Below are 16,153 nucleotides of genomic sequence, written 5' to 3'. Positions count from 1 at the left end.
GGCGAGCTTAACTAGCCCGGGCGGCCCAGCGAGCAGCTGGGCCGCCCCGGCGCGAGGACCTCGCCCCCCATGGCAGCAGCGCCCGAGACGGCAATGGGCCGCACACCCAAGCAGGGTGCGCGGCCCATTGCCGTGTCCGATCAGGTCGCTGCTGCGTAGCTCGTTCGCAGCAGCGACATCGACCGGTCGAGATCCTCCACCGAAGCGATCCGGACCTCCAGCTCGCCCGTCCCAAGGTGCCCGATCTTCCGGACATCCCGCGTCCAGCCCGGCACGAGCTGCACCGTCGCCGGGTCGACTCGCAGGAACACGACCAGCGCCTGCTCCCGTGCCAGGACGCGGACGCAGGCGAAGTTCCGACGGCGACGGTAGGCGACGTAGTGCTGCAGCTCCACCGAGTGGCCCTCGCCGAGGTCGAGCAGACGGGCGTCGAGTTCTTCATACAGCTCCCGGAGCTCACTGCGCACCTGCGTCAGCGCATCGCTGACCGTCCGGCGCACTGGTGAGCTAGGCCGCATCCGTTCCGACTGGCCAACCGTCGAGGAGCCGCAGCCGCCGGCGACCGAAGCAGCCAGGTCCAGCGTCACCAGGTCGTCCCCGTAGCGCCGGTAGACCACCAGGTCGACACGGTGGTGAGACATGCCCGCCGCCACCAAGTCGTAACGGGCGTAGTCCGCCGCGATGCAGATCACACGCGGCCGGCTCCAGTCCACCTGCTTGGCGGCTTCCGGCCCGAGCCGCTGCTCGACCAGGGCTTCGAACTCGCCGCGGTTCTCAATCAGCCAGGCCAGGTAGAACAGCCCCTGGGAGAGGACGCTCTGGCTGCTCGTGCGCTTGTACTCCACCAGGACCGGGCTCCCGTCCTCGTCAAGACCGAGGCTGTCGATCCGACCCCGGTGGACCGGTCCGGTGGAGTACTCGCTCGCCATGAAGCGAACACCGCCCAACATCTCCTCCATGTTCGCCTCCACGAGCCGCTGGAGGTCGCGCTCGAACTCCACAGTCGCGCCCTCGACACGGCGAACATCCCCACCAGCGACCCGAAACACCTGCAGTCCCGCCACGTACCCCCCAGCACACCACCCGCCGGGCCGTCCGGCGATGGACGGCACACCGTACATGCCAGAAACCGGACAATCTAGCGGTTGTTGCGTATATCGCATTTCAAGTAGGCGGGAATAGATGGGCGCGGCGGATGGTGTGGCGGTGGTCGTTGGCGGAGGGAATGTCCGACGGCGAAGGCCACATGCCGTGCCGGGGTCGGTGACCAGGCGTCGCAGCGGGCGCCGAGCTCGCGGTGATGGCCTTCGCGGCATCCGCAGCGCCGACAGACGCGACCGCGTCTTTGCTGGGGTTCGATGAGCAGCGCACGGTGATCGCCTCGAAGGGCCGCGCGCGGGTCGTCCTCCTTCCCGCCCGAGGCCGCAGGGCGACCTCGTCGCGACCACCCGGCTAAACAAGCGCGGTGACCTGGGAATCTCCCCTGATTGGTGGCAATGGGAGCCCCTGCAGCAAGGAGAGTTGCGTCTCGAGATGTGATATCTCAAATCATGTCATATGGTGCAAATCTGGACTATTGGTGCCGCCATCTCGGGCTCTGGCGCGGACAGGGGAGGAGGGCAGTGCTGTGTCCGACAGTGCTGAGCCGATCCATGTGCGCCTTGCGGAGCTTGCTGGCCCGGCGGATTCTGGTCAGGTTGTTGTTGATCTCGGGTGTGGTGCGGGGCCAACGCTTCGGGCTGTCAGCCGGAAAGCGCCGCAGGCTTCCCTCATTGGGATCGACCGTTCGGCGGAGTCGTTGCGCCAGGTGCACGCGGCTCTGGCAGGCCATAAGGGGTCGACGGCGACGATCGTTGCGGATCTGCGCGACAGTCTCCCGTGTTCCGACGCGAGCGTGGACGTTGTCCTGTCGTACAACACCATCGAGTGCCTGCCGGACCCGCTGGAGATGCTGGCCGAGGTGGCGCGGGTCCTGCGGCCTGGGGGGCGGGCGGTCATCGCGCACGTCGACTTCGACTCGATGGTCATCGCGGGCGCGGACGCCGATCTCGACCGGCGGGTGTGCCATGCGTTCGCGGACGATGCGCAGAGCTGGATGGATCACGCGGACGGCAGGATCGGTCGCAAGCTCGGGCTGCTCCTCGCCTATAGCCCGCTGGATCTCGTCGGCGTTGAACCACTGCTGGTGTGGTCGACCGAGTTCACGGGGCATGCGAAGGATCGGGTTGACCAGATCCGAAAGGCTCTGTTGTCGGCCGCCAGGCACGGTCGTGGCGCGGTCGCCCCGGAGGAGGTCGAGGCGTGGTACACCTCGGTGCGCGATGCGGACCAGTTGGGCGGTTTCTTCTTCTCCGAGCTGGCGTTCATCGCAGTGGCGGAGAAGACCAGGAGCGGTCGCATAGGGCATGGGGCGGGCTCGCACGACGGCCGGCGGGCGGCACCCGTGGGAGCCGGCTCGATGCTGCATCTCCCGACTGCTGCTTGACCAGCGTCTATGGGGAAGCGACGTTCGCGAGGGTGGTGGCGGCGAAGGTGAATAGGGTGTTCACGGTGGTGCTGAGCGGGGCCGTGGTGTCCAGCGCCAGCGCGGGTTGTTCGGGATCGGACCAGGTCAGCTCCGGCGCGTCCGGGGCCGGGTTGGTCCGGTAGGCGCGGACGGTGCGGAGGGCGTCGCGGGCGTGGCGCACCGGTTCGGGTGCGTGGACGTGGATGAGATGGAGGCGTTCTCCGAGGAGGTCCGCGGCGAGCTGGCGCTCCGCCTCGGTGGAGGTCACCAGGGTGACGATGCCGACCTGATGCTGGCTGGCGGCGTGCGCGAGTGCGCGGATCGTGGCGATGCGGTCGGAGGGTGACCAGCCGAGATCTCGCAGGATGCCGGTGGCGCGTTCGATGTCCGCGTCGTAGAGCCCGCAGTCGGCGCCGTGCTCGGCGCGGAGGTGGTCGAGGAGGTGGCGGGCGAGGGTGGTCTTGCCGGAGGCCGGCAGCCCGAACAACCAGAAGACGGTCGATGATCGCGGCTGGTTCACGGGGCATAGCCCCACTTCTGGCACCAGAAGTTGAGCAGCGGCGGGACGTCTGCCTCCGCAGGCGGTGGGGTGGCGGCCTGGACGCGGCCGGAGGCGATCTGGGGCGACCAGTCACCGATGCCGTAGACGAACGGTCCGTGGTCGTGGCGGCCGTAGTCGAGCATGCTCGGATCCCAGGGGATGCCGATGTGCTCGCACAGGGCCTTGCAGGTGGCTTCCGGGTCGGCGGTGAGCTGCTCGTAGGTGACGTGGACGGCGCCTGGCAGGTTGGCGGCGGCTTCGTCGAGGGCGGTGGCGAACTTGTCGACGGTAACGGCCGCTTCGGCGAGGTCGTTGGCGTCGCCGGCGCGGCGGATGGAGTCGGCGATGGCGACCGGGTGCCGGCGCAGGACGATGTAGCGGGCCTGGGGCCAGCAGGCGGCGAGGCGCTGCCAGATGAACACGTTGCCCGGGGACTTCTCGACGAGCACGCTCTTGCCGGCCTCGGTGAGTTGGCGGTGCAGCAGGCGGTCCCAGAGCAGGTGCTCTATGTCGGTGTGGTCGAGGCCGAGGGTGCGCATGGACAGGTCGGTGAACTCGTCGTCGACGGCCACGGTGTAGCCGGCGAGGTGGAGTTCGTGCGGGGCGTGGACGTCGGGGTGGGATCCGAGCAGGCAGCGCAGCAGGGTCGATCCGGAGCGGATCGGGGAGAGGAGGAACACGGGAGAGGGGACGAGGCGGTGGTCAGGCACCGAGTTCCTCCTTCACGGCGTGCTCGCGTTCGGCGAAGACACGCAGGCGGGTGGCGATGTCGCGGCGGTAGTGGGCGGAACCGGGCGCGGTTTTCTCGTCGCAGTGGAAGACCCGGAGCGGGAGGCGGTGCAGGTAGCCGATGCCGGGGCCGGCGGGCTGGGCGAAGGTGTGGGAGAGCCAGTCCTCGTAGTTCATCCAGCGCCGGCCGTCGTCGTGGAACCGGTCGCCGGGGACGCCGCCAGCCGCGGCCATGACGGGGCGGGCCCGCTGGGTGTCGTAGATCAGGAAGTGGGAGGAGACGCGGTTGACCGAGCGGGCCCGGTCGCTCAGCGGCGGGCCGACCTCTTCGAGCTTCCACTGCCAGCAGTCATGGTCGTCGATGCGCTGTGCGAGCGCGAGCTGGGGGCACTGGTCGAACGTCTCGGCGATCTCGGCGAGGACATCGGTGGCGTTCGGGTCGCGGAAGGCGGCGACATCGCCTTCGATCGTGATCAGGAAGCGGCTCTTGTCGCTGACGAAGTGGGTGTGGATGTTGTTCGCCTGGTCGCCGGAGGCCCGGTGGCGGGTGCGCCAGCGCAGCCGCACTTCGTCGAAGCCCCAGGTGCTGTGGGCGAGTTCGACGATCTCGTCGGCCGGGGCGCTTTCTGCCCCGTCTACGACGAGCACCAGGTCGTACGGGTGGCGGGTGCCGCGGGTCAGGGCGTCCAGGGTGCTGGGGATGGTGCGGCGCAGGAGTTCGACGTCGCTGTGGACGAGGTAGGCGATCGTGAACGCGGGTGGATAGGTCACGGCGGTCACCAGCCCGCGGGTCCGGTCACGCCCGGCCTCGGGGTGCTGGCGGCCGGGTTCGCGGATGCCAGTAGGGTGCGGAGGTCTTCCAGCATGCGGCCGGTGAGCTCGTGGGCGGCTTCGATGATGTCTTGCTCGATTCCGTGCTCGATCTCGTCGGGGATGTGTGGGTGGCCCACGCACATCCCCATGACCTGGTACTTGGCGCTGCTGCCGAGTCCGAGGCGGTCGGCGAGGTCCTGCAGTGCGAACAGGTCGAAGACGACCGTGCCCGCGCGGTACAGGCGGTCGGCGAAGGCGGCGGTGTAGTGGGAGATGAGGTCGCGCACGGCGGCGTGGTGCGCGGTCGGCAGCGCGGCCTGTTTGAGGGCTTCGGCGACCGGGGTGGGGAGGAAGACGAAGGCGCACCGGTAGAAGTCGGAGGTGCCGAGCATCCGGAAGCAGCCGGTGCGTTCGAGTAGGTCGACCATCTTCTGGAAGGTGGCCTGACGGTCTTCGACGAGTCGGCCGATGCCTTCGACGCCTTGATGCTTGATCAGCGCCCAGAGCTTGAGCGATTCGAAGCCGCGGGAGCCGTAGAACGGGGTGATCAGTCCGAGGTCGAGGCAGTCGGGGTCGTGGGCGCGGCCTGGGTAGCGGGCGAAGCGGCCGATTGCGGCGGGGTCGCGGAAGAGGACGTAGCTGGAGGGGTAGCTGACGAACAGTCCCTTGTGCGGGTCGAGGGCGATGGAGTCGGCGTGCTCGATGCCGGCGAGCTGGACCTTGAGCTTCTCGGAGAACAGCAGGCTACCGCCGTGGCAGGCGTCCACGTGGAACCACACGTTGTGCTGCGTGCTGAGCTCGGCGAGGGCCTGCAGGTCGTCGATGCCGGTGGTGCGGCAGTTGCCGGCGACGCCGACGACCATGAAGATCCGTTTGCCGGGAGGTGGCGAGGCCATCAGGCGGGCGACGGAGGCCGGGTCGCTGGTGAAGTCCGGGGTGGCGTCCGCCCACAGCAGTCCGTCGGTGCCGAGGCCGAGGGCTTGGGCGGCGGCGAGGTAGGAGAAGTGCTCGACTCCGCTGGCCAGCAGGATCACCGGCTGCTCGGGCAGGGCCCGCATGCCGGTGGTGCGGATCTCGGGGTAGGTGTGGGCGAGGGCGGCGGCGATGGCGATGTGGTTGCTCATGTTGCCGCCGGAGGTCCACATGCCGCCGAGCGACCCGAGCCCCTGGTAGTCGGCCAAGGGAGTGGTGTCGTAGCCGACCAACTCCCGCAGCCAGGTGATCAGCTGGGCCTCGATCACGCTGGCAGCGGGCGCGCTGCGATCGAAGGCGATCAGGTTCTGGTTGAGGAAGGACGCGACGATGTCGGCCGCGAGAGAGGCGATGCTGTCGCCGGTGTCGGGGAATGCGAGATAGCGCGGGTCCGCCTGGGAGATCGACCACCTGGCGATCTCGGTCAGGGCCTCCAGTAGCTGCTCGTCGTTCTCGCCGTCCTGGGGGAGCGGGCCGGCGAAGCGGTCGATGAGCTCGCTGACCTCTCCGTGCCGTAGGACCAGGTCGTCGCGCAGGGCGCCGGAGGTGAAGTCGAGGCCGAGGTCGACCGCGCGGTGCAGCAGCCGTCGGCTGTCCGCGGTCGGGCGGTTGCCCAGGAGGGCGGGTGGGTGGGTGTCAGACACGTCCGAACTCCATTCGGTACACGCAGTCTTCGCACGAGGACCACGCCGGGGCCTGGGAGAGGAAGGAGTCCCGCAGAGCCCCGTACGGCTTCGAGGTCCAGATCTCGTCAATCTGCGGCTGGTGGGTGTTGCCGAGCCCGTTGCCGGGTGAGGACTCCATGTGGATGCAGCACGGCGTGATGTCGCCGTCCTTGGTGATGTAGCTGGCATCCCAGGGCCACGGGCACACGGCCCGGCCGGCGGCCGGGGAGGCCAGCCGGGAGTAGTCGAAGATCGACAGCTGCAGACCCAGCTCGTCGGCGCGGGCGAGGCCCGCCTCCAGGTGCGGCACGACCTGGGAGGGCGGGGCGGCGAACAGGGACTCGGCGTTGAGGGTCTTGTCCTCGCCCCAGTGGTGCAGGCTCTCCACGCTGATCCGCGTGACGCCGTGGTCCGCGACGAAGTCGACGATCGCCGGGAACTGGTCGAGGTTGGCGGTGGAGAGCGTCACCGCGGCCGACAGCGCGGTGTCGCGCTGTCGCGTCATCTCCGCGGCCTTGCGCAGTGCGGTGGACAGCTGGGATCGGCGCAGGCCGGAGCGCATCCGCCCGAGCGTGGCATCGTCGGCGCCGTCGACGCTGATGGCGAGCAGGCCCAGTCCGGCGTCGAGGACCGGCTGGAGACGGCGGCGCACGAGCAGGCCGTTGGTGTTCGTCGAGGTGAACACGGACCGCTCGGTGCACGCCTGGACGAAGGAGGCGAAGTCGCGGACGATCAGCGCCTCACCGGCGCCGACGAAGGAGACGTGGCCGAGATCGGGCAGCTGCTCGAGGAGCGCGACGAAGGCGTCCAGCGACAGGTGTCCGCCGCTGCTGTCGTGTACGGCCCGCACGCACCCGGCGCAGGCGAGGTTGCACAGGTCGGTGAGTTCCACCTGCAGGTACTGGGGAGTTGGCGTTGGCCGGCCCGGTTCGAGCCCGTAGCGGTCGAAGTCGTCTGTGACGAGGAACTTCCGAAAGCGCTCCGGCACCACGACCGGCTGCATCTGCTCGGGCATCACCTGGTCACCTCCTTCCGGTAGACGGAGACCATCTCGTCGACGAACGCCTCGAACGCCGACACCCGGCGGCTGAACGACAGCACCCGCGGCCCCTGGAATCCGGCCGCCGCATCGATCGCCTGCCTCCACGAAGCCGGGTCGGCGTACCGCTCGACGAGGTGGACGCCTCCGTCATTCGCGAGGTGGCGCATGGACGGCACCGCCGAGGACCACACCGGCACGCCCAGGGCTCGGGCCTCGTGCGCCACGATCGGATGGTTCTCCCACCACTGCGAGGGCACCAGCAGCGCCCGTGCGCCGGCCAGCACCGGCCCGACGTCGGAGCGGGAGAGCGGAGGAAGCCAGCGCACCCGCGGATCGGCGGCGGCGACCAGGCGCATCCGCTCCTCGTATGTGGCATCGTCCGGCACAGTTGCGACCAGCAGAGGCAGCGTGGTCGGGCTGTCCGCGAGGGCGTCGAGGAGGACGTGGAGGCCCTTCTCGGGTGAGCACCGGCCCAGGAACAGCAGGTACTCGCCGCTGCCACTGCCGCTCTCGGTCAGCGGCTGCCAGCTGTCGGGCAGCCCGTAGCAAGCTTGGTCCCGGACCGCCTTGTTCATCGCGACGCCGGCCTTCGCGAGCTCCGCAGCCTGGTGTGGTGTCTGTGTCCACAGCGCCCGCACCCGCTCGTTCAGCCACGCGACGTTGCGTGCCCGCCACAGCTCCACGTCCCCAGCTGCCGCAGTCGGCGCACCCAGGCATCCCAAGCAGCTGGTCGAGTGCGCGGTGCTGGTGCACTGCGCACCGGTGGAGCGCACGAGGAGCTGGTGGTCGGGGCAGACGGCGGTGTAGTCGGTCAGGGTCGCGACGACCGGCACGTTCCGCAGCGGCGCGATGTCGAGGAACGCCAGGCCGACGCGGCTGAAGTGCAGGACGTGGACGAGGTCGACAGCAGGTCGCGAGGCGAGCAACTGCTCGATGAGCGCCGCCTGCTGGGCTTCCTGCTCGCGCCAGCCGACCGGGTAGTCGCGTTTGAAGACCGCGGGCACGCTGATGTACTCGGCCGCGGTGCGTCGCTGCGGCGACGGCGGGTCGCCAGCCGCCAGCCACGCGACGTCCAAGCCTCGCGCCATCAGGGCCCGGGCGAGGTCGTCGGCCAGGATCTCCGTCCCGCCGGCCTCCTCGCCCGCGAACCGGTGGGTGACCAGAAGAATGCGCATCTCGCCTCCCGTCAGCAGGTGTTGCCCTGGAGCCCGGCCCAGCGGCCCAGCGGCGTGAGCTCAACGGGCATGCGGCCGTTGACTCCCGCCGCAGCTGGCCGCCCGGGTGCTTCCGGGCCGGACAGGTGAAGCGGACCCTTTGCGTTCGGGCCCAGGACCGCGAACGGCTCATGCAGCGTCAAGGCCGTCCATCCACCGTCCGTGAAGTCCCCGAACACGTTCACACCAAGTCCCTCGTCGGAAGCAAACGGTTCGGGAAGCGGCAGCAGGAGCTCCAGGTGATCGGCCTCCCAGGAGAGGCGGACGTCGTGGGCGTCCTCCCAGGTGGGATCGGGATGCGGAACACGGCGGAACCGCATGTCGGGAGCTGCGAGCCACCAGGCGCCGTCGCGGGTGCACCACAGGTACCGCTCGCCTGGCCACTGCCCGGCGGCGAGATCATGCAGGGTGAACACGCTCTCGCCCACCGGCTGCAGGCGGACGCGGACCGCTTGGACGGCGTCGGGCGTATCGCCCAGCTCCAGCCGTACCGCAAGCCCTTCGGCGCGTCGGGCGAGCGTGACGGCGAGTCCCGCAGGGTTGGCCAGTCCGCCCCGCACCCTGCCCGGACCGGCGAGCGGGATGGACATCGGCTGATCGTCGACCGTGGTGTCGAGGCGGGCCGCGGGTAGGTAGGCGGATTCGGGGGAGGAAGCGAGGGAATCGGCGGTGAGTCCGTACGGCGAGGGCAGGGCGTCCAGCACCTCGGGGTGCAGCTCGCGCAGGGTGACGACGAGGCGGATCGACAGGTCGGTCAGGAACCGGATCAGGTCGCACTTCACGCCGTCGGGCTTGGTGATGTCACCGTTCGTGAGGACCGCCTGGTAGTAGCAGCCGCCGCCGCACACGTACCGCGATGGGCAGGAGGAGCACTCGTCCCGCTGGTCGACGACCAGGTCGAGGTACTTGCGGCGCTCGGTGTCTTCGACGCCGGTGGAGGCGTGGCCGATGTGCCAGCCGGACTTGCCGATGAAGTGCGCGCACGGGTAGAGGTTGCCGTTGGTGTCCAGGTAGGTGCCGCTCTTGCCGGCCCCGCACCGGTAGACCTGAGCCGCGCGATCCTTCACCCGGTAGAAGAACCGCATGAAGAAGTCCTCGGAGTTCAGCGCGAGCAGCCGGGCGAGGATGCCCTCCGGGGGCTGGGCGAGGATGTGCTCGACGAGGCCGGTGTAGCCCTGGCGGAAGGCCGGCAGGGTCTTGGCGTTGAGCGCGTAGTCCTTGTCGTGGGTGGCGTTGACCGGCTTCATGTAGATGTTGCGGGCACCGACGTCCTCGAAGAGGTGGCGGAAGATCGCCACGAAGTCGGTGCAGTACGCGGTCAGGACGGCCGAGACCCCCATGTCGGGGTGGCGGGCCAGCACCTGGTCGAGCACGGAACGCACGTGGTCGTACGTGCCGCCGCGGTCACCGGTGTAGAAGCGCACCCGGTCGTGGACGTCCCTGGGCCCGTCCAGGCTGATGTCCTGGGGCGGGCCGAGCTGCTCGGCGAGCTCCGACGTCATCGACAGCGTCGCGTTGGTGACCATGGGCCCCGCCCAGACCACGGCGACGGGGGAATCGGCGAGGTTCTCGGCGACCAAGTCCTGGACTGTGTCGTGCATGTGGCGCACGAGCATGGTCTCGCCGGCCAGGCCGAAGTCGATCCGGCTGTACCGGGCGTTCTCCTCGACCAGCCGCTCGCGGTGGGTGCGAAGGCCCTGCACCACGGTCTCCAGCGGGATCGTGACGGGCTTGCCGTCGGCGTGCACCCGGTCCCGGAACGAGCAGTACGTGCAGCCCATGTTGCAGACGTCGGTCAGCGACAGCTGGGCCTGCGGGTACGCCTCCCGGTAGGAGGTGATCTGGTGGACCGGCTCCAGCGCGCCGCACGGACACGGCTGGCCCGGGGCGGTGATCTGGCCGCCGCGGACATGGAAGGTGTAGCCGTCCGCGAAGGAGACGTGCGAAGCATCGCTGGTGGACAGTGGAATCGCGTCGCTGATCACGGTTGACCTCTCGGGTTGAGATGGCGCGGATCGGGGCGGAACGGGATTACAGGTTGAGCGGGCCAGGCAGACCGAGGCGGCGACGCAGCACGTCCAGCCGGCCGGCCAACTGCTCCACCTCCGTGTCCGGGCCGGTGGCCGGCGGCGCGGGATCGGCCGCCTCCCGCAGGGCGAACGCCTGGCGCACCAGGGCTTCCACCTCGGCGGCTTTGTCAGCCGGAACGAGCTCGTGCAGGAGCGACAGCTGGGGGACCAGCTTCACCGGGGGCGGCGTAACTGCGGCACGGGTGAACACGAGCCGGGCCAGCAGCGCCCGTGACTCGAACCACAGGTACTTGGCGGTGAGTTCGCGGCCCTGCTGCTCGCACTCGCTTGGCCGGCTGATGACGGTGGTCGACGGGGCGGCGATGGCGGTGGCGACCCAGCCAGGGGAGTGATGGTCCGTGCCGGGCCGGCGCAGCTCGAACCACTCGTGGAGGTCGCGGCTGAACTTCCCGTTCGCGCTGACGACATCGCGCTCGGTCGGCCGGGCGGCGGAGCCCTCGGCGGCAAGACCCAGGCAGGCGAGCGCCTCGATCACGAGGTCCTCAAGCGCCCGATGCCCGTTGGGGTGGTTGGGTGAGCTCAGTTCGAAGTCGACGTCGCTGCCGTGTCCGAGGACTCCCTGTGCGCACGAGCCGCGCAAGATGAGCTCCAACCCCTCCAGTCCCAGGATGGCTTGAGCAGTCCGGGCAATGCGGGCGGTGACTTCCTCGGCGACCTCGGCGCGCTTACATGCCGCATTCCACCCGCAGGTGCCCCGCAGCTCCTCCAGACGTGCGGCCAGCTGTTCGAGCGATCGGAGGCCAGCGGCCAACGGGCGCTCGGCCGTGGAGAACATCGCGAGGACCCACGGTCGGCGTAACCGCTCCAGGCGACGGCTGCCACCGCTACCGGCGCATTCGGTGAGGGCATCCAGCCGGTGAATGAGATCCGCATAGGCGTCCTCGCCCTGGTCTGCTCGCAGCCGCGAGGTCAGCACCGTGTGGAAGACACCGAGGCCGGGCGACAGGACGTCCTCGGCGAGATGCCCCAGACGGGCAGCGCTTGCGGACTTCGACCCCGCGGCGGGCAGTTCGCTCGCGAGCGTCAACTCGATGCCGCGACGACGCACCTCCTGCGCAGCCAGTCCGGCCGGCAGCCAGGCAGCGAGTACGGACTCGAAACCGTCCAGCGTCGGCTCGTCGACGCTCCCCGCCGTGATGCGCCTTCTAAGTCCCAGATCGCGGCCGAACAGGTCGGACCACCCGATGTCCCACTTCATCACGGTCAGCGCACCGGGGGCGGCGGTGCCCGCCGGGACGAGCAGCGCGTCTTCCCAGTCGATCAGGACCGTCCGGCCGCTCTGCCGGAACATGTTCCGCGGAATGCACCCGGACGCCTCCACACCGCGTCCCAGCACCGCCAGGAGGAGATCCTCGATCTCCTCCGTTGACAAGCCGGCCAGGCCGTCCGTTGAGGCAGAGAGCGGGATCCCGAGGTAGGGCGACACCAGAGCCGCCGTACGGTCATCCAGTGGCACCAGGTCGGGAACGCACACCACGATTCGCCCGAACCCGTCCATTGTGAGCGCGCCCAGGCGACGCGCCGCCTCCGAGGCGAGGGCGCGCTCCGCGTGCGCCGCTGTCCGGGCCCGGAGCTTGACCACGAGGTCCCGCCCTTCGTGGCGCAGCCGCCGCACCGCACCGGTGACGTCGCCGAACTTCGGATCGTTGAGTGCATGCCCTTCGCCGTCCCCGGCGAACACCGCCCGGATCGCCGCAGCGATGCCGGGCGAACCACCTGCACCCCCAGACAGCCTGCTCACCTCACTCCCCTCCCGAGCGCCGCACAGCAGGCTTGCCACCGTAGCCGCTCCATCACGCTGTGTTCGATCGAATTTGCGGATTCGACCCAAGGGGGATGCGGAACGCGTGCCTCCCCGGAGGCGGAGGGCTCCACCAGTGGTGCTGATGATCACTCAAGATGATCTACGGTCAAGGGCCTTGAGGTTGCAGGGTTAGCTTCGCGACGACGTTAATCGGGCCGTCGGCTGTGCGGGGCATGGGATACTCGGCAGACGGCGCCGACCGACTCGACGGAGCGGCGCTGTGCGACTCCCGCGGCCCGTCCGCGGATCCGCCCTCTCACAGAAGTGGTCCTTCGATCTATGCCTACGGTCCTCTCCATCGCCGACGTGCTGCGCGAGCGCTTCGCACAGGCGATTTCCACTGCGTTCCCCGACGCCGCGGACAGCGACCCCCAGCTGCGACGAAGTGACCGCGCCGACTTCCAGGCCAACGGCATCATGGGCCTGGCCAAGCCGCTGCGGGTCAACCCCCGCGAGGTGGCCGCGCGCGTGCTCGAGAACCTCGGCGTCGACCAGGTGATCGCGAACCTGGAGGTCTCCGGGCCCGGCTTCATCAACGTGACCGTCACCGATGCCGCCATCCTCGAGCGCCTGGCCGCCCGCGCAGCCGACGCCCGACTCGGCGTGGGCAGCAACGCTGAGGCCGGCGTCACGGTGATCGACTACAGCCAGCCGAACATCGCCAAGGAGATGCACGTCGGCCACCTGCGCTCCACGATCATCGGGGACGCGCTCGTGCGCGCCCTCGAGTTCACCGGCGAGAAGGTCATCCGGCGCAACCACCTCGGGGACTGGGGCACCCAGTTCGGCATGCTCATTCAGTACCTCGTCGAGCACCCCGCCGAGCTCGACGAAGGCACCGAGCCGGACGACTCCGGGCCGTCGATGTCCCGGCTCAACCGCCTGTACAAGGCGTCGCGCGCCAAGTTCGACAGCGACGCCGACTTCGCCGATCGCGCCCGCAGGCGCGTCGTCGAGCTGCAGGCCGGCCACGCCGAGACCGTCGCGTCCTGGCAGGGCATGGTCGACGAGTCGAAGGTCTACTTCGAAGCCGTCTACGCCCGCCTCGGCGTCCTCCTCGAAGATGCCGACGCCGTCGGCGAGAGCTACTACAACCCGATGCTCGCCGACGTGTGCGCCGACCTCGAAGCCTCCGGCGTCGCCGTGCGCTCGGACGGAGCCCTGTGCGTCTTCTTCGAGGACATCAAGGGCCCCAACGGCGAACCGACCCCGCTCATCGTCCAGAAGAGCGACGGCGGCTACGGCTACGCCACCACCGACCTGGCCGCCATCCGCGACCGCGTCGGCATGCTCGGCGCCAACCAGCTCCTCTACGTCGTCGACAGCCGCCAGGCCCTGCACTTCCAGATGGTCTTCGAGACCGCCCGCCGCGCCGGCTGGCTCCCCGACAACGTCCGCGCCCTGCACCTCGGCTTCGGCACCGTCCTCGGCAAGGACGGCAAGCCCTTCAAGACCCGCTCCGGCGAGACCGTCCGCCTCATGGACCTCCTCGACGAAGCCGTCGACCGGGCCCGCACCGTCGTCGCCGAGAAGAGCCCCCAGCTCGCCACCGAGGAACTCGAAGACCGGGCCAGGCAGGTCGGCATCGGCGCGGTCAAGTACGCCGACCTGTCGACCTCCCGTACCCGCGACTACATCTTCGACGCCGACCGCATGGTCTCCCTCAACGGCGACACCGGCACCTACCTGCAGTACGCCTACGCCCGCATCCAGTCCATCCTGCGCAAGGCCCCCGAAGGCGTCACCCCGACCGCCCACCAGGACCTCGCCCTGGAGACGGCCGAACGCGGCCTCGGACTCCTCCTCGACGAATTCGGCGCCACCATCGACCTCGTCGCCGAGACCTTCGAACCCCACCGCCTCTGCGCCTACCTGCACAGCCTCGCGGCGGCGTACACCACGTTCTACGAGCACTGCCCCGTCCTCAAGGCCCCCAGCCGCGAGGTCCTGGAGACCCGGCTTCTGCTCTGCCAGCTCACCGGCCAAACCCTCCGCCAGGGCATGGACCTCCTCGGCATCGGAACCCCCGAGCGGCTGTAGCTGGTGCGAAGCCTTCGGATAGGCGGCGATAGGCCGGCCTACCCGAAGGCTTCGTATCGGACGGTGGGTGTTTGTGGCCCGCGGGGGCTGTTGGCGAGCTGATACTTCCCGCGGGCGCCGACAGCAGCTTCATGGCGGTGATCAGGGATGCTCACTTGACTGCTGGCCGAGCGCGTCGACCTGTCGATGACCCGCCCCCTCGCCCGTGTACTCCATCGCTCTGTGATCAGGTGCTGACACGCACGTCGCGGTGCCTGCTGCTTGTCGTCTCGGCCGCTTCCGCCCGTTCTCCGGGCCACGGGACGACGGCGCCTTCTGCCAGGCCGATATCGATCGGTACGCTGTGCGGGTGATTCGTCAGTGTCCACACTGCTCGGCAGAGCCTTCTGAGGCGGGTGAGACGCTCACGTCAATCGCGTTCGTGTCGGCACTGTGGAACCCGGGGGGAAGCTGGTGACAGGTACCGTCCTGCCGCAGCAGATCGGCCCGTACGCCGTCGAGCGGTGTCTCGGCACCGGAGGCATGGGGGCGGTGTACCTGGCGTACTCCGTCGCGGGCGACCCGGTCGCGGTCAAGGTCATCAGGCCCGACAAGATCGATCCGCATTCCCGGGCCCGCTTCGAGCGGGAGGCGGAGATAGCGCGCACCATCTCGGGTACGGGCCGGGTGGCGCGCTTCCTCGACGCGGATCCGCTCGCTGAGCAGCCGTGGCTGGCCATGGACTACGTTCCTGGCCGCCCGCTCACCGAGGTCGTGAAGGAGCAGGGCCCGCTGCCGGCACCACTGGTGGCGAGTGTGGGCGCACTGCTCGCCGAGGGGCTGGCCGCGGTGCACGGGGCAGGTCTGCTCCATCGGGACCTCAAGGCGTCCAACGTCATTCTGGGCGACTTTGGCCCGGTGATCATCGACTTCGGTCTCGGCGCCTTCCTGGAGGCGTCGAAGGGCTCCATGAGCCAGCCCGGAACCGTGCTCGGCACGGTCCGCTGCATGCCGCCCGAGCAGGCGCGCGGCGAGACCGAGGTGACGGGAGCGGCGGACGTGTACGGGCTGGGAACGGTCCTCCTGCACGCCGCCACGGGCCACGCACCCTACGACGGTGTGCGGTGGGAGGCGATCGCGGTGCAGGTGGTGAGCCCGGACGTCGGGCCCGACCTGTCCGGACTGCCGGAGCAGCTCACCCCGCTGCTGACCTCGATGCTCGCGTACGAGCCGGGCGACCGTCCCACCCTGGACCAGGTGACCAGGCATTGCGCCGACCTGCTGCGGGAACTGGGCACCAGCCCGGCTCGAGCCCGCCACGCGCTGATCCAGCAGACCAGGCCGGCCGACGGCGCGCCGGTGGCCCTCCCGCAACCGGACGCCCTGATGCTGGACCGCCTGGAGGCCCTCGACAAGCTGCTGCGGGAGCAGCCGGAGGCCGTGCCCGGGGCCGAGGGCGACTCCGCGCCCGCCGAGGAGGGCAGCCCCGCCGCGGGTGACCTCCCTGTCGGACCGACACCCGCACCGGCAGGCCCGCCCACGGAACCCCGGCCCCCCGCCGCGCGCCCCGGCCGTCCGCCCGCGTCCCGGCGGGTGGCCGACGAACTGCGCAAGCGGTACGCGGCCCGTGGGCAGCTGACCTGGTCCGAGCGCCAGAAGCTCTGAGCGCCTCGCCCAGCCCCGACCGCTTGCAGTAGACAGTAGGCACGGATACGGCGGCATCGCTGAACCGGCCGAGCACACCATCATCGAGGAGCA

At 69.7% G+C, this 16,153-nt stretch carries 12 protein-coding genes; 3 read left to right on the top strand and 9 right to left on the bottom strand.

Annotation, left to right across the window (positions count from 1 at the left end; all coding sequences use genetic code 11):
* Positions 1-140 precede the first annotated feature (140 nt).
* Positions 141-1,001, bottom strand: a complete 861-nt coding sequence (locus VM95_RS00930; RefSeq protein WP_244178562.1) for a DUF5655 domain-containing protein — start codon at positions 999-1,001, stop codon at positions 141-143.
* 626 nt (positions 1,002-1,627) lie between these two features.
* Between VM95_RS00930 and VM95_RS00925 the strand changes: the two genes are divergently transcribed.
* A complete protein-coding gene (locus VM95_RS00925; protein ID WP_157881963.1) occupies positions 1,628-2,485 on the top strand; it encodes a methyltransferase domain-containing protein in 858 nt (285 codons plus the stop codon).
* Positions 2,486-2,492: 7 nt separating this feature from the next.
* Here VM95_RS00925 and VM95_RS00920 read toward each other — a convergent pair whose 3' ends face one another.
* Genes VM95_RS00920 through VM95_RS00885 form a run of 8 tightly spaced genes read right to left on the bottom strand, consistent with a single transcriptional unit; the run spans position 2,493 to position 12,352 of the window.
* Complete coding sequence (locus VM95_RS00920; RefSeq protein ID WP_279616807.1) at positions 2,493-3,026, bottom strand: adenylyl-sulfate kinase; 534 nt, start codon at positions 3,024-3,026, stop codon at positions 2,493-2,495.
* Complete coding sequence (locus VM95_RS00915; RefSeq protein ID WP_045691961.1) at positions 3,023-3,757, bottom strand: sulfotransferase family protein; 735 nt, start codon at positions 3,755-3,757, stop codon at positions 3,023-3,025. The genes VM95_RS00920 and VM95_RS00915 overlap by 4 nt, the downstream gene beginning before the upstream one ends.
* The gene (locus VM95_RS00910; RefSeq protein ID WP_157881962.1) at positions 3,750-4,547 is read right to left on the bottom strand and encodes a hypothetical protein; all 798 of its coding nucleotides are present in this window, start codon (positions 4,545-4,547) and stop codon (positions 3,750-3,752) included. The genes VM95_RS00915 and VM95_RS00910 overlap by 8 nt, the downstream gene beginning before the upstream one ends.
* A gap of 5 nt (positions 4,548-4,552) precedes the next feature.
* Positions 4,553-6,205, bottom strand: coding sequence for a pyridoxal phosphate-dependent decarboxylase family protein (locus VM95_RS00905; protein WP_052707066.1), 1,653 nt, complete (start codon positions 6,203-6,205; stop codon positions 4,553-4,555).
* A complete protein-coding gene (locus tag VM95_RS00900; protein ID WP_045691959.1) occupies positions 6,198-7,241 on the bottom strand; it encodes a radical SAM protein in 1,044 nt (347 codons plus the stop codon). The genes VM95_RS00905 and VM95_RS00900 overlap by 8 nt, the downstream gene beginning before the upstream one ends.
* Positions 7,241-8,443 (bottom strand): glycosyltransferase, encoded by a 1,203-nt coding sequence (locus VM95_RS00895; protein ID WP_045691958.1) that lies wholly within the window; start codon positions 8,441-8,443, stop codon positions 7,241-7,243. The genes VM95_RS00900 and VM95_RS00895 overlap by 1 nt, the downstream gene beginning before the upstream one ends.
* A gap of 11 nt (positions 8,444-8,454) precedes the next feature.
* A complete protein-coding gene (locus VM95_RS00890; RefSeq protein ID WP_045691957.1) occupies positions 8,455-10,467 on the bottom strand; it encodes a radical SAM protein in 2,013 nt (670 codons plus the stop codon).
* A 46-nt stretch (positions 10,468-10,513) separates the two neighbouring features.
* Positions 10,514-12,352, bottom strand: a complete 1,839-nt coding sequence (locus tag VM95_RS00885) for a hypothetical protein (RefSeq protein ID WP_157881961.1) — start codon at positions 12,350-12,352, stop codon at positions 10,514-10,516.
* 303 nt (positions 12,353-12,655) lie between these two features.
* Here VM95_RS00885 and argS point away from each other — a divergent pair, with 303 nt between their 5' ends.
* Together argS and VM95_RS00875 are read left to right on the top strand one after the other, a co-directional pair.
* A complete protein-coding gene (gene argS, locus VM95_RS00880; RefSeq protein ID WP_045691955.1) occupies positions 12,656-14,416 on the top strand; it encodes an arginine--tRNA ligase in 1,761 nt (586 codons plus the stop codon).
* A 453-nt stretch (positions 14,417-14,869) separates the two neighbouring features.
* Positions 14,870-16,060, top strand: coding sequence for a serine/threonine-protein kinase (locus tag VM95_RS00875; RefSeq protein WP_107072821.1), 1,191 nt, complete (start codon positions 14,870-14,872; stop codon positions 16,058-16,060).
* Positions 16,061-16,153 lie beyond the last annotated feature (93 nt).

Source organism: Streptomyces rubellomurinus (assembly GCF_000961885.1).
Classification (GTDB): Bacteria; Actinomycetota; Actinomycetes; order Streptomycetales; family Streptomycetaceae; genus Kitasatospora; species Kitasatospora rubellomurina.
Note: the sequence above shows the minus strand (reverse complement) of the source record. Positions and strands in the feature narration are given on the sequence as shown.